Source organism: Rhizobium sp. NXC14, assembly GCF_002117485.1.
Classification (GTDB): domain Bacteria; phylum Pseudomonadota; class Alphaproteobacteria; order Rhizobiales; family Rhizobiaceae; genus Rhizobium.
Genome location: NZ_CP021030.1, coordinates 3,699,800 through 3,719,251 on the forward strand (window position 1 = coordinate 3,699,800; position 19,452 = coordinate 3,719,251).

17 protein-coding genes and 1 tRNA gene are annotated in these 19,452 nt (G+C 61.2%); 7 read left to right on the forward strand and 11 right to left on the reverse strand.

What is annotated here, in order from left to right:
- Window positions 1-29: 29 nt before the first annotated feature.
- From NXC14_RS18105 to NXC14_RS33880, 6 genes are all read left to right on the forward strand, one after another.
- Window positions 30-893 carry a branched-chain amino acid ABC transporter permease gene (locus NXC14_RS18105; protein ID WP_085779307.1) on the forward strand — a complete coding sequence of 288 codons (864 nt, stop codon included), beginning with the start codon at window positions 30-32 and terminating at the stop codon, window positions 891-893.
- Window position 894: 1 nt separating this feature from the next.
- Window positions 895-1,896, forward strand: a complete 1,002-nt coding sequence (locus tag NXC14_RS18110; protein ID WP_085779308.1) for a branched-chain amino acid ABC transporter permease — start codon at window positions 895-897, stop codon at window positions 1,894-1,896.
- The gene (locus tag NXC14_RS18115; protein ID WP_085779309.1) at window positions 1,893-2,657 is read left to right on the forward strand and encodes an ABC transporter ATP-binding protein; all 765 of its coding nucleotides are present in this window, start codon (window positions 1,893-1,895) and stop codon (window positions 2,655-2,657) included. Before NXC14_RS18110 ends, NXC14_RS18115 begins: the two co-directional genes overlap by 4 nt.
- Window positions 2,638-3,354, forward strand: a complete 717-nt coding sequence (locus NXC14_RS18120) for an ABC transporter ATP-binding protein (protein WP_085779310.1) — start codon at window positions 2,638-2,640, stop codon at window positions 3,352-3,354. Before NXC14_RS18115 ends, NXC14_RS18120 begins: the two co-directional genes overlap by 20 nt.
- Before the next feature lie 204 nt (window positions 3,355-3,558).
- Entirely contained in the window at window positions 3,559-4,389 is an 831-nt protein-coding gene (locus NXC14_RS18125; RefSeq protein ID WP_085779311.1) for a VCBS domain-containing protein, read from the forward strand.
- 145 nt (window positions 4,390-4,534) lie between these two features.
- Window positions 4,535-4,666: a hypothetical protein gene (locus NXC14_RS33880; RefSeq protein WP_281064501.1), complete on the forward strand. Its 132-nt coding sequence runs from the start codon at window positions 4,535-4,537 to the stop codon at window positions 4,664-4,666.
- A gap of 137 nt (window positions 4,667-4,803) precedes the next feature.
- Here NXC14_RS33880 and NXC14_RS18130 read toward each other — a convergent pair.
- Together NXC14_RS18130 and mnmA are read right to left on the reverse strand one after the other, a co-directional pair.
- Window positions 4,804-4,880 (reverse strand) — tRNA-Met (locus NXC14_RS18130).
- Between the two features lie 136 nt (window positions 4,881-5,016).
- A complete protein-coding gene (gene mnmA, locus NXC14_RS18135) occupies window positions 5,017-6,216 on the reverse strand; it encodes a tRNA 2-thiouridine(34) synthase MnmA (RefSeq protein ID WP_085779312.1) in 1,200 nt (399 codons plus the stop codon).
- 476 nt (window positions 6,217-6,692) lie between these two features.
- Between mnmA and NXC14_RS18140 the strand changes: the two genes are divergently transcribed.
- Window positions 6,693-6,959, forward strand: coding sequence for a hypothetical protein (locus NXC14_RS18140; protein ID WP_085780183.1), 267 nt, complete (start codon window positions 6,693-6,695; stop codon window positions 6,957-6,959).
- 106 nt (window positions 6,960-7,065) lie between these two features.
- On the opposite strand, the gene serA is transcribed toward NXC14_RS18140, so the two are convergent.
- From serA to tolB, 9 genes are all read right to left on the reverse strand, one after another.
- Window positions 7,066-8,661, reverse strand: coding sequence for a phosphoglycerate dehydrogenase (serA, locus tag NXC14_RS18145; RefSeq protein ID WP_085779313.1), 1,596 nt, complete (start codon window positions 8,659-8,661; stop codon window positions 7,066-7,068).
- A gap of 77 nt (window positions 8,662-8,738) precedes the next feature.
- Window positions 8,739-9,917, reverse strand: coding sequence for a phosphoserine transaminase (locus NXC14_RS18150; protein ID WP_085779314.1), 1,179 nt, complete (start codon window positions 9,915-9,917; stop codon window positions 8,739-8,741).
- Window positions 9,918-10,108: 191 nt separating this feature from the next.
- On the reverse strand, window positions 10,109-10,945 hold the full coding sequence (locus tag NXC14_RS18155) for an outer membrane protein (RefSeq protein ID WP_085779315.1): 837 nt from the start codon (window positions 10,943-10,945) through the stop codon (window positions 10,109-10,111).
- 257 nt (window positions 10,946-11,202) lie between these two features.
- Window positions 11,203-12,555 (reverse strand): phosphoglucosamine mutase, encoded by a 1,353-nt coding sequence (gene glmM / locus NXC14_RS18160; RefSeq protein ID WP_085779316.1) that lies wholly within the window; start codon window positions 12,553-12,555, stop codon window positions 11,203-11,205.
- Between the two features lie 240 nt (window positions 12,556-12,795).
- Window positions 12,796-14,727 (reverse strand): ATP-dependent zinc metalloprotease FtsH, encoded by a 1,932-nt coding sequence (gene ftsH, locus NXC14_RS18165; protein ID WP_085779317.1) that lies wholly within the window; start codon window positions 14,725-14,727, stop codon window positions 12,796-12,798.
- A 97-nt stretch (window positions 14,728-14,824) separates the two neighbouring features.
- Window positions 14,825-16,288 carry a tRNA lysidine(34) synthetase TilS gene (gene tilS / locus NXC14_RS18170; RefSeq protein WP_085779318.1) on the reverse strand — a complete coding sequence of 488 codons (1,464 nt, stop codon included), beginning with the start codon at window positions 16,286-16,288 and terminating at the stop codon, window positions 14,825-14,827.
- An 11-nt stretch (window positions 16,289-16,299) separates the two neighbouring features.
- Window positions 16,300-17,286 (reverse strand): tol-pal system protein YbgF, encoded by a 987-nt coding sequence (gene ybgF / locus NXC14_RS18175; protein WP_085779319.1) that lies wholly within the window; start codon window positions 17,284-17,286, stop codon window positions 16,300-16,302.
- Between the two features lie 159 nt (window positions 17,287-17,445).
- Window positions 17,446-17,982: a peptidoglycan-associated lipoprotein Pal gene (pal, locus tag NXC14_RS18180; protein ID WP_011426686.1), complete on the reverse strand. Its 537-nt coding sequence runs from the start codon at window positions 17,980-17,982 to the stop codon at window positions 17,446-17,448.
- Window positions 17,983-18,134: 152 nt separating this feature from the next.
- Entirely contained in the window at window positions 18,135-19,445 is a 1,311-nt protein-coding gene (tolB, locus tag NXC14_RS18185) for a Tol-Pal system beta propeller repeat protein TolB (RefSeq protein ID WP_085779320.1), read from the reverse strand.
- Window positions 19,446-19,452 lie beyond the last annotated feature (7 nt).

Here is a 19,452-nt window from a genome sequence, read left to right on the forward strand (position 1 = left end):
CGCCCGCCGCATCGAAGTAAGGTATTTTCATGCAGACAGTCTTCAGCATCGCCGTCGACGCCTTTGCCTATGGAATGGCGCTCTTCGTGATCTCGATCGGCCTTTCCGTGACCATGGGGCTGATGCGTGTCGTCAACCTGGCGCATGGCGCCTTCGCCATGATCGGAGGCTACATCGCCTCCTATGCCGCCCGTGACCTCGGTCTTGGTTATGCTGTCGCAGTCGTCGCGGCCGTCTTCGTCACGATCATCATCGCAATTCCGCTCGAGCGTTTTCTCTACCGCCGAATCTATGGCGCCCCTGAACTGACCCAGGTGCTGATGACAATCGGCATCACTTTCTGCGTCATCGGCATCGCGAACTACGTGATGGGACCGACGCTGAAGACGATACCGCTTGCCGGCGCCTTGCAGGGATCGGCCGATCTCGGATTCCGCACCATTCCCGTGCACCGGCTTTTCGTCATCTTCTGCGGTCTCGCCGTTGCGCTCGCCCTGTGGTTCGCGATCGAGCGAACGAGCTTCGGGGTCAAGCTGCGCGCCTCCGTCGACGATGCGGCGATGGCTGCCGCACTCGGCGTGCGCACCGAGATCATCTATGCGGTGAGCTTTGCCGTTGCCGTCGGGCTTGCCGCCTTCGGCGGTGTGGTCGGCGCCGAACTGCTGCCGGTCGAACCTTACTACGCGCTTCGCTATATGGTGACCTTCCTCGTCGTCGTCTCCGTCGGCGGCGCCGGCTCCATTCCGGGCGCGCTGATTGCCTGCCTGCTGCTTGGCGCCATCGATACGACGGGACGCTATCTGATGCCGGAATTCGGGGAATTCTTCTTCTATCTCGCCGTGATCGCCATCATCTGCATCTTCCAGCGCGGCCTTGCCGGAAGGATGAAATAGGATGACGCTCGTCATGAACAACGAAACCGAACGCCTCCGGCATCGGCGCGCAGTGAATGCCGATCTTCTCGGAGTAGCGGCCATCACGGCCATCGCCGCGGTCGGCTATTTCGCCTTTCCCGACAATCTGGCGCTTCTGACGCGGATGATCACGATCGCCCTGCTCGTCCTGTCGCTCGATCTCGTGACCGGTTATTGCGGTGTCGCAACGCTCGGCCATGCCGCGCTTTTTGGCTCAGGCGCCTATGCCGCCGGAATTTTGTCGGCGCATTACGGCATCAACGATCCGCTGCTGATGATGCTTGCAGGCATATCAGGAGGCGCGGTTGCCGGGCTGCTCTGCGGCGCGATCATCCTGCGCGCGCATGGGCTGCCGCAACTCGTGCTGTCGATTGCGCTCATCCACCTCTTCCATGAATTTGCCAACAAGGCCTCCGCCTGGACGGGAGGCAGCGACGGGCTTTCCGGCATTGCGCCGGACCCGATATTCGGCATTTTCGAATTCGATCTTTACGGCCATACCGCCTTCTTCTTCGGAACGACACTGCTCGTCATCGTCTTCGTGCTGCTGCGATTGCTGGTTCGCTCACCCTTCGGCATGCTCTGCCGCGGCATCCGGCAAGACCCGCTGCGCATCCGCGCCATGGGCGGCTCGCCGAAGGCCGCTCTCATCAAGACGTACGTGATCTCAGGCGCCGTTGCCGGCGTCGGCGGCGCGCTGAATGCGATCTCGACCCAGGTCGTCGGGCTCGACAGCCTGTCCTTCACGCAATCGGCCGAAGCGCTTGTCATGCTCGTGCTCGGCGGCACCGGTTCCCTGTTCGGCGCGCTCTCCGGCACCGTCATTTTCATGTTCTTCGAAGATTATGTCTCGGCCGCCAACCCCTTTCACTGGCTGACCATGGTCGGCGCCCTGCTGATCGCCGTCGTGCTGTTTGCGCCGAAAGGCCTCTACGGAACGGCCGCCGCCTTGATCGGCCGCCGGAAGGAGACGCGCGCATGAGCCCGGTCTTCGAAGTAACCAATCTCAGGAAAGCCTTCGGCGGCCTTGCCGTCACCAATGATGTCTCGCTGGCAATGGCGCCCGGCGACCGCATCGCGCTGATCGGCCCGAACGGCGCCGGCAAGACCACCTTCGTCAACCTCGTCACCGGCAATCTCTCCCCCGATTCCGGCGAGGTTCGCCTCGGCGGCGAGGCGGTGACGAAGGTGGATGCGATCGGCAGGGTCAAACGCGGCCTCGTCCGATCCTTTCAGGTGACGCGGCTTTTTCAGGATATGACGCCCGCCGAACATGTGGGGCTCGCCGTCCTTCAGCGTGACGGAAAGACCCGCAAGATGTTCGGGAATTTCCTCGCCATGCCCGACGTCATGGCGGAGGTCGACGATCTCCTGGGTAAACTCGGGCTGGCCTCGCTGATGCATCGCAGAGTCAGCGAGATCGCCTATGGCCAGCAGCGGCTCCTCGAAATTGCCGTGGCGCTGGCGCTGAGGCCGAAGGTGCTGCTGCTCGACGAGCCTGCGGCCGGCGTGCCGCAAAGCGATACCGGCCGAATCGAACAGGCGCTGGCCGACCTTCCCGCCGATCTCGCCGTCCTGATGATCGAACACGACATGGACCTCGTCTTCCGTTTTGCCAAGCGCGTCATCGTGCTGGCGGCCGGCGCGATCATCTTCGACGGCCTGCCGGCCGATGTCACCAAGGATGCCCGCGTGCGCGAGGCCTATCTCGGGAGCTATGCCAATGCCAGCCCTGTCGCTTGAGGTTGAAAACCTGTCGGCCGGATACGGGCCGACGCGGGTGCTCGAAGGCATCTCCTTCGCCGTGCCGGCGGGCACCCGTCTAGCAGTGCTCGGCCGTAACGGTATGGGCAAGACCACGCTCCTGGCAACGCTTGCCGGCCAGACCAGGCGGTATCAAGGCCAGATCCACCTCGGTGGTTCGGATGTCACCGCAGCACCGAGCGCAATGCGCGCCCATAAGGGTCTCGGCTATGTGCCTCAGACACGCTGCGTCTTTCCGACGTTGACGGTCGAAGAGAACCTTTTCGTCGGGCTGAAGGCGCGGCCGAAGACGGCGCTGGAGGAAGCCTATGCCATGTTCCCGCGCCTGAAGGAGCGCCGCCGAAACCTCGGCAACCAACTCTCCGGCGGCGAGCAGCAGATGCTTTCAACAGCCCGCACCATTCTCGGACGCCCGTCCGTGCTGTTGCTCGACGAACCGTTGGAGGGCCTGGCCCCCGTGATCTGCGAGGAACTGATGGCGGCCTTCACAGAACTCGCCAAATCAGGCGACATGACGATCCTTCTGGTCGAACAACGCATTCAGAGCGCGCTTGATTTCGCCGATCGGGTCATCATTCTCGAACGCGGGAGGATGGCCTGGACCGGTACGCCGTCGGACTTGTCGAAGGATCACCAAGCAGTAGAAAGCTTGCTCGGAGTGGGCGGCCTGCATTGAAGCAATCAATGCAGCATATCGTCGGGATCACGTCATCATCGGCTCGCAGACGTCGAAGCCGACGCCTCTACTTGGATATTTGAGCTGCAGAAAAATTGCGCCTGTTGGATTTGACAGCTGAATTGATCTGACGCTCCGTCAATTTCGTTGCCAAGCACCCGATAGGGTTGCATATTCCAACAATACTTCAGACGGGAGGTGGAAATGGCAAACCACAAGCCTATCGCAGGTGACGTATACCAGCCTATTTTCGATGCCGACAAGCCGATTGACGGCAACATTCTGGACAGCACCAGTTACATGGATGCCGACGGAGATCTTGTGCGTCTCAACTTCGTGAACGGGCAGCGAATTCCGCAACCGCCCAATCCGGATGGACCGGCCACGACGACGATCGAGGGAAAGTACGGCACGCTGACCGTCTATTCCAACGGCTATTTCACCTATAAACTCGATCCCTCCAATCCGGTGGTATCAGCGCTCGGCCCGGGAGATCAACTCCTCGACCAGTTCAGTTTCAAGATTTCGGACGGTAGAGGCGCTACCGACTTCGGCTTGCTCAATATTGCTGTCGACCTGCCGGAGCGCGGCGACATCTTCGTCAATTTCGAGGATGTCGGCAAACACGATTTCCCCACAGGCTACAAAGGCTTCGATTGGGGCGCCTGGCACGATGGCGATGATGCGACGATACAAAAGGAAGCTGATGGCAATCATTATCTCTCAGGCGGCGTATTCTGGACGCCCATCCAGGCCGCAGATGGCGGCACCTTTCAGATCGAGCAATTCAGCGTGGCAAACGGCACATCAGACTACGACAACGTTCTGACGATCGAAGGTAGGCTGAACGGCGATACCGTGTTCTTGGTCACGGTCGACGTGACCGCCGACAGCATTCATGACCCGCAAGTGATTGATCTCAGCGCCTATGGGCTGATCGACTATCTCATACTCGACACCGAACCCGTCATCCCCGAAACGAGCGGGCCTGATTATTATGGCGCGCAATACGACAATTTTTACTTTGTCGTTTGAGAATGGGGAGGGCGTCGAGTTCCCGAAGGCTTTCCCAGCTTACCGAGCGGCTTTTCTGGTAGCGATTTCTTGCGATAGCTGATCGGCCTCCACCCTGCTAGCCTTCGATCGTGCGGAGGAGCACGATCATACTCGGATGGAGGAAATGATGCAGTCAGTCGGGGTTAAGTTAGCGGCGGTGATGTTCTCACTGGCCGTATGGGCTGCTATCATCGCTGCCGCATCCCATCTCTACGCGATGAAAATGCCGCTGTTGCATTTAGCGCTCTACAGATAACTGTTCTTGGGCGTAGCGTTGAGCCTGAACTGTTTTGTCCGCCTGCCGCAGCGTTTGGAGCTGGAATGTGCTACCGCGCCCGCGTGAATGCCGCTCAATATCGAGCCGCAAGGAACACAAATTCTTTAACAAAGAGATGGTAGCGGAGGAGGGATTTGAACCCCCGACACAAGGATTATGATTCCTCTGCTCTGACCTACTGAGCTACTCCGCCACTGGTCAAACGATACCTGCTCGCGAAGCGCTGCGGGCTCGTGGGATGAGCGGCTTATAAGGTGCGCTTCGGCTCTGTGTCAAGCGCAGGATGGAGAAAAACGCTGAGCTTTGCCGCCCGTCGTTTCCAATGGGTTTCAGGCGGCGACGGGGCCGGCCAGCAGAGCCTTCAGCGAGGCTTCGGCCGAAGGTTCGCGTTCGGAGCGTTCGATAAAACCGCCACCGAAGACGCGGGCGTCGTCGCCGGGCGCGGAATAAAGCGCGCAGGCCTGGCCGGGCGCGATGCCCGCCTCGCCGACGGTCAGATCGACATAGGTGCCTGTCGCATCGATATGCAGTACGGCAGGCGCCGGTGCCCGCGTCGAACGGACCTTGGCGTAGCAGGCGAAACCTTCGTCGGCAGCGGCTTCTGCGAGCGAGACGTCGCCCAGCCAATTGAAGTCGCGCAAATAGACGCGGTGCGTTTCCAGCGCCTCTTTTGGACCGACGATGACGCGGCGCGAGCGGGCATCGAGATAGACGACGTAGAGTGGCTCGCCCGTGGCGATGCCGATGCCGCGGCGCTGGCCGATGGTGAAATGCAGGATGCCTTCATGGGTTCCCAGCACGCGGCCGTCGAGATGGACGATCTCGCCGGCGAGCGCCGCATTCGGCTTCAGCTTGGTGATGATGTCGGAATATTTGCCCTGCGGCACGAAGCAGATGTCCTGGCTGTCGGCCTTCTTCGCGACGACGAGGCCCATCTCCTCGGCGAGCCGGCGGGTCTCGGCCTTCGGCAGGCCGCCCAAGGGAAAGCGGAGATAGTCGATCTGCTCCTGCGTCGTGGCAAACAGGAAATAGCTCTGGTCGCGGTCGGCGTCGGCCGGACGGAATAGCGCGCGGCGGCCGGGATGTTCAGACGAGGGGTTCGGTCGCGAACGGATATAGTGGCCGGTCGCCAGCGCGTCGGCGCCGAGCTCCTTCGCCGTTGCCAGAAGGTCGGCGAACTTGACGGTTTGGTTGCAGGAAACGCAGGGGATCGGCGTTTCGCCGGCCACGTAGCTTTCGGCGAAAGGATTTATCACCGTCTCGCGGAAGCGCTTCTCGTAATCCAGCACATAATGCGGAATGCCGAGGGTTTCGCAGACACGGCGGGCGTCGTCGATATCCTGGCCGGCGCAGCAGGAGCCGGCACGGTGAACAGCGGCGCCGTGATCGTAGAGCTGCAGCGTGATGCCAAGCACATCGTAACCCTGCTGCTTGAGAAGGCCGGCCACGACGGAGGAATCGACGCCGCCCGACATGGCGACGACAACGCGGGTCTCTTCCGGCTTCTTATCAAAATCCAGTGTGTTCAACGGTGGTGCCAAATTCTGCGCGCTCATAACCCGCCCTTGCGCTGCAATTGCGGCGGATTGCTGATCTCAGGCGGGATCGGCCGCCTTTCTGGGTAAGCGACCGATATAGAAAGGATTGCAGCAGGACGCAAGGGGAGCCGATCGTTTCGCAATCGCGTCACAAAGGAAGGCGCGGCCGAAGTCACGCCTTGGAAGCGGGGTGCGGCTCAGGTGCCGATCAGCTCGTTGCAGGCGAATGCGATGCCTGGATTGGCCATGACAACAGACACGATCGCCAGTCCGATTATCGAGAATGAATGGCGTTTCACATCATCCTCCGTTTCAGCCCATATGAATTAACTCAAAATAACGAACGCTTGAGCATCAACTAGCTCAACTGGAGATCGCCGGACAATTAATCATCACCCTATGGAACTATTCCGTCGATCATGCGTTGCAAGTAATCAATGTCGCAATCGAATGCTGCGGAGGGTTTGATGGCCAGGTTCGGCACGACGACAGATTACAGCAGGATCAGAGATTGGATCGAGGCGCGCGGCGGTCATCCCGCCCGGATCAAGGATGCGAGGGATAGCGAAACTGTTCGCGTCGATTTCTCGGCGGACTCACAGGAGGAGATCTCCTGGGACGAGTTCTTCCAGGGTTTTGACGAAAGCAGACTCGCCTTCCTTCACCGCACGAAAGCCGAGGACGACAGAGCCCGCTTCGGCAAGATGGTCCGCCGCAAACGCCGGCACCACTGAAAATCATCATTCCCCAACGTAGAAAACCCGGCGCCGTTTCTGGCACCGGGTTTTCCATGTTTTCCTTGGGAGGAGGAAACCAGAGCAGGTCGCGCCGCGACGCGCTTTAGTCGATGTTGAAGGTCAGCAGCTTCGCCTGGCGGATCGCCTGGTGGGCCGTCAGCTGTGCGAGCACGCCATCCTCCACCTCGCCGTCGACATAGAGCAGCGCGATGGCGTCGCCACCCTGCTTGTCGCGGCCAAGCTGGAAGTTGGCGATGTTGACGCCGGCCCCACCGAGCGTCGTGCCGATGAAGCCGATCATGCCAGGGACGTCGGTATTGGTGATGTAGATCATATGCGAGCCGACATCGGCATCGAGGTTGATGCCCTTGATCTGGATGAAGCGCGGCTTGCCATCCGAAAACACCGTGCCGGCGACGGAGCGCGTCATACTTTCGGTCGTGACCGTCAGCTTGATATAGCCGTCGAAGACACCTGTTTTGTCGCGCTTGACCTCGGAGAGCACGATGCCCTTTTCCTTGATCATGATCGGCGCGGAAACCATGTTGACGTCGGCGACCTGCGGACGGATCAGGCCGGCGAGAACTGCGCTCGTCAGCGCCCGCGTGTTCATGTTGGCGGTCATGCCGTCATAGAGGATTTCGATTTCCTTGATTGGCTCTTCGGTGACCTGGCCGACAAAGGCGCCGAGAACGTCGGCAAGCCGGATGAACGGCTTCAGGATCGGCGCCTCTTCCGCGGTGATCGACGGCATGTTGATGGCGTTGGAGACGGCACCGTTGACGAGGTAATCCGACATCTGTTCGGCGACCTGCAGGGCGACGTTTTCCTGGGCTTCGGTCGTCGAAGCGCCGAGATGCGGCGTGCAGACGACGTTCGGCAGGCCGAAGAGCGGGCTTTCCTTGGCGGGCTCGACCTCGAAGACGTCGAAGGCAGCGCCGGCGACGTGGCCTGACTTGATGGCTTCGGCAAGGGCTGCCTCATCGACGAGGCCGCCGCGGGCGCAGTTGATGATGCGCACGCCGGGCTTGGTCTTGGCCAGCGCTTCCTTGTTGAGGATGCCGCGCGTCTTGTCGGTCATCGGCACGTGCAGCGTGATGAAATCGGCGCGGGCGAAAAGCTCGTCCAGCTCGACCTTGGTGACGCCCATCTCCTCGGCGCGCTCCTTGGACAGGAACGGGTCATAGGCGACGACATGCATTTTCAGGCCGATAGCGCGGGCGCAGACGATCGAGCCGATATTGCCGGCGCCGATGACGCCGAGCGTCTTGCCGGTGATTTCGACGCCCATGAATTTCGACTTTTCCCACTTGCCGGCCTGCGTCGAGGCATCGGCCGCAGGCAGCTGGCGGGCGACGGCGAACATCAGCGCGATTGCGTGTTCGGCCGTGGTGATGGAATTGCCGAAGGGCGTGTTCATGACGATGATGCCGCGGCGCGAGGCGGCCGGGATATCGACATTGTCGACGCCGATGCCGGCGCGGCCGACGACCTTGAGATTCGTCGCCCCTGCGATGATCTTTTCCGTCACTTTGGTGGCGGAGCGGATGGCAAGGCCGTCATATTTGCCGATGACTTCGAGCAGACGATCTTTGTCTTTACCGAGCTGCGGCTCGAAATCGACTTCGACGCCACGGTCGCGGAAGATCTGGACAGCGGTTTCCGACAATTCGTCGGATACGAGAACGCGAGGTGCCATTGTGGCCTCCTTCAAAAGTGTTCAGCGATGATTGAAATCAGGGGCTCCGCCCAGTGGCGGAGCCGGATGCGATCACGTCAGGCAGCGGCCTGAGCGAGCTGCGCCTTCTGCGTTTCGAAAGCCCAGGAAAGCCAAGGCATCAGCTTCTGCATGTCGGATGCTTCGATCGTGGCGCCGGCCCAGATGCGCAGGCCGGACGGCGCGTCGCGGTAATGGCCGATGTCATAAGCGACACCTTCTTTTTCCAGGAGGCCGACGAGGCCCTTGGCGAAATTCGCCTGGCTGTCGTCATCGAGCGCGGTGATGTCCTTGTCGACGATCTTCAGGCAGACGGAGGTGTTGGAGGCCGTTTCCGCCTTGACGGCGAGATTGGCGATCCAGTCGTTCGCCGCGACGAAATCGTGGATGACCTTGGCATTGGCGTCGGCACGAGCAATCAGCGTCTGGAGACCGCCGATCTCCTTGGCCCAGAGCAGCGCGTCGATATAATCCTCGACGCAGAGCATCGAAGGCGTATTGATCGTCTCGCCCTGGAAAATGCCTTCGGTCAGCTTGCCGCCCGAGGTCATGCGGAAAATCTTCGGCAGCGGCCAGGCGGGCGTGTAGGTGGTGAGACGCTCGACGGCCCGCGGCGAGAGAATGATGACGCCATGGGCGCCCTCACCGCCCAGCACCTTCTGCCAGGAGAAGGTGACGACGTCGAGCTTGGCGAAATCGAGCTCCTGGGCAAAAGCGGCCGAGGTGGCGTCGCAGATCGTCAGACCCTTGCGGTCGGCAGGAATGAAATCGGCATTCGGCACGCGCACGCCCGAGGTCGTGCCGTTCCAGGTGAAGACGACGTCGCGGTCGAAATCGACGGCGGATAGATCGGGAAGCTCGCCGTAGCCCGCTTCGAGCTTGCGCACATCCTTGAGCTTCAGCTGTTTGACCACATCGGTGACCCAGCCGGCGCCGAAGCTTTCCCAGGCGAGCATGTCGACGCCGCGTTCGCCGAGCAGCGACCAGAGCGCCATTTCGACGGCACCGGTGTCGGAAGCCGGCACGATGCCGATGCGGTAATCCGCCGGCACTTCGAGAATTTCACGGGTAAGGTCGATCGCCTGCTTGAGCTTGGCCTTGCCGACCTTCGCGCGGTGCGAACGGCCGAGGGCCGCGTCGGAAAGGGCTTCGAGCGACCAACCGGGGCGCTTCGAGCAGGGGCCAGAAGAAAAATGGGTATTGTGCGGACGGATGTCCGGCTTTGCGGTCTTCGCCATGATGCTATCCTCTCAGATAGAAAGCCCTTCGTTGGGGAAGGGTGTCCCGCCGCCGTGTGTATGGATCGGAAGCGTCATAGTCAAGATCGAAGTGTCGCAAGCTGTAGATATTTTGACGCAGGCAGGGTGGCGAAAAAAATGAAAAAGCCGCCCGGCGCGAGGGCGGCTTTCTGATGCGATGGTTGATCGGCCTACTTGTAGACCGGCTGCTGCAGCGGGATTGCCGGCGGCTCGTAGGCGACCGGCTGAGCGCAGCCACCGAAGAGGTAGCGGGCGCCCACGCGGGCTTCATGGGCGTTGAGGCCCCTGTCGCGGCCCGGGCCGCCATTATCGGCGTAGCCGAACATATTGCCGCCGTCGATATGCAGATAGCGGTAACCGACGTCGGCCTTGATGTTGCAGGTCACGTCGATCGAGGCGCCGGCCATAAGCGCATAGGTGAAGCGCCAGTTGCCCTTGCCGCCATGGGTCACCTCATCGTCGCAGAAGCTGCCGTCATCGGCGCAGGCGACGTTGCGCAGGTTTTTCCACTTGACGTAGGAACCGCCGATACCGGCGCCGACATAGGGCGTCACATAGCCGTAGGTGCCGAGATCGACATAGGCGTTGGCCAGTAGCGTATAGGCGGTCAGCGAAGAGCGGTCGCTTGAGGTGCAATCCACCAGCGGGAAGCCGCACTGCCCGGATGTCGAGCCCTTGAAATCCGCCTGGGTGAGATAGTCGAAAGTCAGATCGGTGCGCAGATAGCTGTTGATCTGGTAACCGACACCGCCACCAACCGTCCATGCGTCATCGAGATCGGCGTCGTCGAAATCGACCTCGGTGGCGTTGCTGCCTTGGAAATAGCGCGCGCCGCGGAGATCTGTGAAAGCATAACCGACATCGCCGCGCAGATACCACCCGGTCGCTTCGCTGACAGTCACCTCCGGCGGCTGCTCCGGAATGGGCTCGGCAGGGGCGAGATCCGCAGAATAGGCATTTGTCGCTATCAAGAATGCGGCGAAGATGCCGGATAAGCTTCTTTTCATGGATTTCACTCCAAAATCCCGTTGCGTCGGCAAGCTCCGTCGCTGCCAATCTGATACGCTTTGCATGGATAATGAATGGGAAACGTTAAAGGGTGCTTAACCACGCTTGTTTACTTTGATTTCAAGCTTCTCGGCCGCATGAAACAGAAGATCGACCGCGTCGTGAAATGATTTGCGCAGAGATACATGCCACCCGCGTACGCAACAAAAAAGCCGGCGCTCACGCACCGGCCTTTTGATCGTCTGTTCTTGCAGGGTCAGGCAGCGGTCCGGACATTGGAGATCGTGCCGATCAGCTCGTTGACGATACGCTCGATCTGGGCGCGGTCGTCGCCCTCGGCCATGACGCGGATCAGCGGCTCGGTGCCGGAAGGCCGGATGACGAGGCGGCCGTTTCTGGCGAGCTCGGCTTCGGCATCGGCGATCGCCTTCTGCACCTGAATATCCTCCAGCGGCTTGCCACCGCTGATGCGGACATTGCGCAGGAGCTGCGGCACCGGCTCGAAGCGGCGGCAGACCTCACTGACAGTGCGGCCGGTGCGCTTGACCGCGGCAAGGATCTGCAGCGCCGCGACCAGACCGTCGCCCGTCGTCCCGTAATCCGAAAGCACGATATGGCCCGATTGCTCGCCGCCGACATTGTAATTGTGCTGGCGCATATGCTCGACAACGTAGCGGTCGCCGACCTTCGTGCGGGCAAGCGCCATGCCGCGTTCGTCGAGGAAACGCTCGAGGCCGAGATTGGACATGACGGTGGCGACGATGCCGTTACCGCGCAGTTGCTGGCTCTCGGACCAGCTCTCGGCGATGACGGCCATCAGCTGGTCGCCGTCGACGATCGAACCGTTCTCATCGATAATGATGACGCGGTCCGCGTCGCCGTCGAGCGCGATGCCGATGTCGGCGCGAACCTCGTCGACTTTCTTCTGCAATGCGACGGGGCTGGTGGAACCGCAATTGAGATTGATATTGGTGCCGTTCGGTTCGTTGCCGATGGTGACGACATCGGCGCCGAGTTCCCAGAGCACGGCGGGCGCCACCTTGTAGGCAGCACCATTGGCGCAATCGATCGCCACCCTCAGTCCCTGCAGCGTCACGTCGCGCGGCAGCGTGCGCTTAGCATGTTCGATATAACGGTCATGCACGCCGTCGACGCGCTTGGCCCGGCCGATATCGTCGGATTTGGCAAGCTGCGCGTTAAGGTCCTTTTCGAGCAGGTCCTCGATCTCGGCCTCGATGTCGTCCGACAGCTTGTAACCGTCGGGACCGAACAGCTTGATGCCGTTATCTTCATAAGGATTGTGCGAAGCAGAGATCATTACGCCGATATCGCAGCGCAGCGAACGCGTCAGCATGGCGACGGCAGGCGTCGGGATCGGGCCGAGAATGAAGGCGTCGAGGCCCGCAGCCGTAAAGCCTGCCACCATCGCATTCTCAAGCATATAGCCGGAAAGGCGCGTATCCTTACCGATGACGACGCGATGACGGTGGTTGCCCCGGCGGAAGATCGTGCCGGCGGCGATGCCGACCCGCATGGCAAGATCCGGCGTCATCGGGAAGACGTTGGATTGACCGCGAATACCGTCCGTACCGAAATAGCGTCTTTTCATCTGCACTCCTGCGCTTTGGCGTGCCATTCAAGGCAGCGCATCGTTCCAAGCAAATCCGGCTTCAATGGATTGTCGTCAGTCCAGGAGCGTGATTCATGCTTGCTTCTCTTCAGCGGAATGCCACAAATTGCGGCAATCGGCACGTAAATTAGCGAGAAAAATGATTATATCCCGTTACCAATGAAAAAGGCCGGATCTCCCATCGCGGAAATCCGGCCTTTTTCGAGATCGTGTCGCAGCTCAATGCGGCTGCGGTTCAAGGCCGCCTTCGGGCTCATCGCCCTTGGTGGCTGGCCGCACCCCAGCCTTCGGAACGGCCGATCCGCGGCTCGGCGGCGAATCGTCGCCGAGGTCGCGGGAGGGCTTCTCGCCCCGGATCAGCGCCTTGATCTCATCGCCGGTCAGCGTCTCGTACTCAAGCAGGCCTTCGGCAAGCGCGACGAACTCATCGTGCTTTTCCGTTAGGATCGTGCGGGCCTGGTCGTAGGCTTCGTCGATCAGGCGGCGCACCTCATTGTCGATCTTCTGCGCGGTCGCTTCCGAAACATTCTTCGACTGCGAGACCGAGTGACCGAGGAAGACTTCCTGCTGGTTCTCGCCATAGGCGACCTGACCGAGCTGGTCGGAGAAGCCCCACTGCGTGACCATGGCGCGGGCAAGCTTGGTCGCCTGTTCAATGTCAGAGGAGGCACCGGAAGTGATGTTCTCCTTGCCAAAGGTGAGTTCCTCGGCGACGCGCCCGCCCATCATGATGCAGAGGCGCGAGACCATCCATTTGTAGCTCATCGAGTAGCGGTCGCCCTCGGGAAGCTGCATGACCATGCCGAGCGCACGGCCGCGCGGAATGATCGTCGCCTTGTGCAGCGGGTCGGCAACGGCGACGTTCAGCGCGGTGATGGCGTGTCCGGCCTCGTGATAGGCGGTGAGCTTCTTTTCCGCTTCGGTCATTGCCGAGGAACGGCGCTCGGCGCCCATCATGATCTTGTCCTTGGCGTCCTCGAACTCCTGCATGGTGACGACGCGCTTGTTGCGACGGGCAGCCATCAGGGCGGCTTCGTTGACGAGGTTCATCAGATCGGCGCCGGAGAAACCGGGCGTGCCGCGGGCGAGAACCTTCAGATCGACATTCGGCGCCAGCGGAACGTTGCGGGCATGCACTTTGAGAATGCGCTCACGGCCGACGATATCGGGGTTCGGTACCACGACCTGGCGGTCGAAACGGCCGGGGCGCAGTAGCGCGGGATCGAGAACGTCAGGGCGGTTGGTGGCAGCGATCAGGATCACGCCTTCATTCGCCTCGAAGCCGTCCATTTCGACGAGCAACTGGTTCAGCGTCTGCTCGCGTTCATCATTGCCGCCGCCGAGACCGGCGCCGCGATGGCGGCCGACGGCGTCGATTTCGTCGATGAAGATGATGCAGGGCGCATTCTTCTTCGCCTGCTCGAACATGTCGCGCACACGGCTTGCACCGACGCCGACGAACATCTCGACGAAGTCGGAACCGGAAATGGTGAAGAAGGGCACGTTGGCTTCGCCGGCGACCGAGCGGGCGAGCAGCGTCTTACCGGTGCCAGGAGGGCCGACCAGCAGCACACCGCGCGGGATCTTGCCGCCGAGACGCTGGAACTTCTGCGGATCACGCAGGAATTCGACGATTTCCTCGAGATCCTGCTTGGCCTCGTCGACGCCGGCGACGTCTTCAAAGGTAACGCGGCCATGCGCCTCCGTCAGGAGCTTGGCCTTGGATTTGCCGAAACCCATCGCGCCGCGCGAGCCGCCCTGCATCTGCCGCATGAAAAACAGCCAGACGCCGAGAATGAGAAGCATCGGCAACAACGTGCCGAGATAGCTCAAAAAACCCGAAGAACCATCCGTTTCGGGACGGGCGGACACCAGCACATTCTTCTGCTGCAGGCGATCGAGCAGGCTGTCGTCGATCACAGGCGAATAGGTCTGGAAGGTGGAGCCATTTTCAACATAGCTTCCGGAGACCCGGTTGCCCGTGACCACGACTTCCTTCACACGGCCCGCATCAACCTCACGCAGGAACTGCGAATAAGGGATATCGCGGGAGCCCGTCTGCGCCGGCGCCGTCTGAAACATGCTGAAAAGGGCGATCAGCAAAAGCGCGATGATCGCCCACAATGCGAAATTACGTAAGTTAGGGTTCATTGAACTCCCCAGCACTGCAACAGCCGCCTCATGGCGACCGTCTTATTAGGTTCTAACATAGGGTTGCCCCGCGCTATTGCCAAGGCAATCCCCCAAGTCAGATGGTTTTTCCGTCAATACTTCTTAAAGGCAGCCCCGCATAGGGCGCCATCGCGAAAACCGCCGAAAGCCTGTCGGCAAAGATGAAATCAAATCGTGTCAAAAAGCGGTCGAAGGGTGCGAAATAAGGCGTCAGTTCAACCATGGAAGCGGATTCTGGAGATAAATAGGCTCCATCTGAGGATAAGGCAGGCGCCGACGCGATTGCGCGTTTCCATGCGGATGCGGGAAGCTCCCTGCCGCGCCCTCCCTCATTCCTGTGCTCGTCACAGGGATCCAGCGCGCCCAAGCCCTTGGGCGCAGAAGACTCCTTACGCATCGGTGAGTCATTCACCGCGCCGACGCGCGGTGGCTGGATTCCTGTGACGGGCACAGGAAGGAGGGAGGAGCGCGCGGCCTGAGCTTCCACCCTCATGGTCGTTCCTGACCGGTTTTCAACACGGAACCTGCCATCCCAAACCCCCGTCTCCCTCGACGGCAATATCAGCGGCACCATCCCTCGGTACTCGCGCGCCAGATAAAGCCCGTCGCGCCTCAGATCGAACACCACTCTGCCGGCGGTCATCCGTCCCGGCGCGCTGCTGCCGGCGGCGAATGCGAGAATACGTTCCATCTTCACCCTGCCCGGCGCGAATGGCTGCCCGCCGAATACCGCCGTCAGGCGGCCGATCGTATAGTCGAGGACCGCAGGGTCCTGCCGCAACCCGCCAGGCATCACCTGCCCAAGCACGCCGCCGTGAAGCTGGAAATGGCGATCCAGCCATTCGGCGGCTCGAGACGAGAGAGTGAGCCGCTCCGCCCAGGCGGCGCGTATATTCTTCTCCACAGATGTATGGGCCGAAAGTTGCCGGCGCATCCGCACACGCTCGTAATTCGTATCCTCATTGCTCGGATCGTCGATCCACCGCACGCCCCGCGCCCGCAGGAAAGCGCGGATATCCATCCGAGTGGAAAATAGAAGCGGGCGCAAAATCCAGAATCGCCGGTCGAAAAGCACGGCATCGGCAATACCGGTGGAAACCTGCTCCGTTCGCATGCCATGCATGGCAAGCGTTTCGCGCTGGTCGTCCAGCGTATGACCGGTGACGATGAGGTTGGCGCCGAGCGCTTCGGCTGCCTCGGCTAGAAGGCTGTAACGGGCCTCGCGTGCCGCGGCCATGATGCCGGTTTTCGGTTTTTCGCCCTGCCATGTGGCGCTCATATGGGGAATGCCGAGGGCTGCACAGAGGGCTGCGACCTCTCGCGCCTCGTCTGCGGAACCGGCGCGCAGCGCGTGGTCGACGGTCGCGGCACAAAGGGAAATTTCAAGCTGGGGCGCGGCTTTCACGACTTCATCGAGGAGGAGAAGCAGGCCGGTGGAATCGCTGCCGCCAGAGATCGCGACGAGAATGCGCGCAGGACTTCGAAGCGATGCGAGAAACTGGCGGATCGCCTGTCGGGGCGATGCGGCGTCCGGAGACATTCCGGAAGACCTCAGCAGGCGAGGCGTTTCTGTTCGCTCGCAACCTTGCTTATGACGGCGCGTGACGCCTTCGGATAACGCTTCGAGACTTCGCGCAGGGTCGCGCAGGCGGTTTCCTTGTTGTCGAGGGCAGCAAGCGACATGCCAAGCTTCAACAGCATTTCCGGCGCCTTTTCCGAGCTGCCGTATTTCTGATGTGCATTGAGGAAAGTCTTGGCCGCCTCGTTATATTTGCCCTGCGAATAGAGCGCTTCGCCGAGCCAGAAATTGGCGTCCGCCGCGCGTGCGCTGCTCGGGTAACGGGCGATGTACTGATTGAATTCCTGCTCGGCCGTGCCGTAATCGCCCGAGAGCACGTGGCCGTATGCTGACTTATACTGATCCGCCTCGCCGCCGAGCGAGGCCGTCTGCTGCGGCGTGCCGCTGTTGGCAGTGGGAACCGGGCCGGAACCGATGGTGGCGTTTTCATCGACGCTTCCGCCGATCGCATTGCCGTTCTGATCGAACTCGATCGAGCCGAGCTGCTTCGGCGGCTGGCCGAGGCCGGTATTGGCAGGCACCTCGGTGGAGGGAGCCGTTTCGGCCCCCTGCGGTGCTTGAATCACTCTGGCGACGTCGTCGCTGCCGGACGCTGCCGGAGCGGGATCGGTCTCGCTCTTTTTGACAGGAGCCTTGGCGCCGCCACCGCTACCGGTTTTTTCGAGCTGCTGGAACCGGAATTCATTGTCTTCCTGCTGCTTGCGGATCGTCTCCTGCATCTGCAGAAGCTGAAAGCTCATCTCCTCGATTCGGCCATTCAGCTGCCGCATCTGCTCTTCGAGCTGCTGCACGCGGATTTCCGCGTCTCCGCTCTGCACCTTGACGACGGGCGGGGCCGACTGCTGTTCCGCGGATCGGCCGCCGAGATGCAGCCCGAAGAACGAGGCCGAATAAGCCGTCCGTTCGCTCCCGGTGATAGCCGCCAGGCACAGCATGCCTGCCACGACAAGTTTCTTCATATGTATCGTCCTGTCCCAGTGATTCTTCGCGCCATGAGGCACGAACAGGAGATTTTTCCAATTGCTGTCAAAAAGCAACGGAGTCTGGCCAAAGTGTGGTCAAAAAGAAAGGCGGCCCGCTGCGGGACCGCCTCTGCGGAAACGAATTATATCCGAAGATTACATGCCGGCGCCGCCGAGCACGGTCACCGCGCGGCGGTTCTGCGACCAGCAAGAAATATCGTCGCAGACGGCGACCGGACGTTCCTTGCCGTAGGAGATCGTCTTCATGCGCTGTGCCGGAACGCCGCGCGAAGCGAGGTAGTCCTTGGTGGCAGCAGCGCGACGGGCACCGAGTGCGAGGTTGTATTCGCGGGTGCCGCGTTCGTCGGCATGGCCTTCAACGGTGATTTGGTAGTTCGGGTAACGACCGAGCCACTGTGCCTGACGGTCGAGCGTCTGTGCGGCATCGGCGCGGATCGACGTGGAGTCGGTATCGAAGAAGATGCGGTCACCGACATTGACCGTGAAGTCCTGGGTCGAGCCCGGCGTCGCGGCGCCTGCGCCGAGACCCATGTCGCCGGCGCTGTTCGGCATGCCGCCGTTCTTCTTGTTCGCGCAGCTTGCAAGCGCGAGACCGGCCAGAAGCGCGATCATGACAGGGTTGCGGGCGAAATTCTGCATACGGCTCATTGCCGGGGTATGAATTCGGCTCATGGCCGGTCTCCTTGCGAGTTCATCAGGGTTTCCGGACAGTAACCGCACTCGGTTAACCGCCCCTCAAAGATTATGGTTAACAGTTTACTGATTTGTCCCGTGTCGCCCGGTTTCCACGACTTTGAGGCGACATAAAGGCAGTGATGCACTCGCTACTCCAGCAGCGGCGACCAGGCCGGGTCGGATGCATAGCTCGGCGTCTTGACCAGCTGCTCGTTATAACCAGTCAGATCAATCGAATAGAGTTGCGGGCCACCCGCGCCTGCCGCTTGGCGGAAGAACATCAGCACCCGGCCGTTCGGCGCCCAGGTCGGGCCTTCATTGTGGAAGCCGGACGTCAGGATGCGCTCGCCCGAGCCATCTGGCTTCATCACGCCGATGGAGAACTTGCCGCCGGACTGTTTGGTGAAGGCGATGAGATCGCCGCGCGGCGACCAGACCGGCGTCGAATAGGAGCCGTCACCGAAGGAAATGCGGGTCTGGCCCGAGCCATCGGCGTTCATCACGTAGATCTGCGGCTTGCCACCTCGGTCGCTTTCGAAGCTGATGCGGGCACCGTCAGGCGAATAGGAGGGCGAGGTGTCGATCGCCGCCGTCGAGGTCAGCCGCGTCGTCGTGCGCGAGCGCAGGTCCATCGTATAGATGTTGGAATTGCCTTCCTGCTGGAGGCTCATGATCACCTTCTGGCCATCCGGCGAAAAACGCGGCGAGAAGGTCATGCCGGGGAAGTTGCCGACGACTTCACGCTGCCCGGTTTCGAGCTGCAGCAGATAGACGCGCGGCTGCTGGTTGGCGAAGGACATGTAGGTGACTTCCTGCCGGCTCGGCGAGAAGCGCGGCGTGAGCACGAGGTCGCTGCCATCCGTCAGCATCCGCACGTTGAAGCCGTCCTGATCCATGATCGCCAGCTGCCGCTTGCGCTGCTGCTTGGTGCCGGATTCGGAGACGAAGACGACGCGGGTGTCGAAGTATCCCTCTTCGCCGGTGATCTGCTTGTAGATCGCGTCGGCAATGATATGGGCGACACGCCGCCAGTTCTCCGGCTGCGTATAGAACTGCTGGCCGGTCATCTGCTGGCCGGCGAAGGGGTCCCAGAGACGGAATTCGGCGCGAAGGCGGCCGTCGGCTTCCTGAGTAACGCGGCCGGTCACCAGTGCCTGCGCGTTGATGACCTTCCAATCTTCGAACCGCGGCGCCGCATCGGGATTGGAAATCTTCTCAATGAAGGCACTCTTGTTGATCGGCGCGAAGAGGCCGGAACGCTGCAGGTCGGCGGCAATCACCTGCGAGACCTGCGCACCCATATCGCCCTGCAGGAAGTCGGTCACCGCGATCGGCAGCGGCTGAACGTTGCCTTTTCGAATGTCGAGGGTGACGAGCGCATTGGCCGGCGTCGCAAAGACGGCAGTGGTCATCAGACCTACCGCGACCAAAATGGCGCGGAAAAAGGAACACTTTGTCATACCAAAC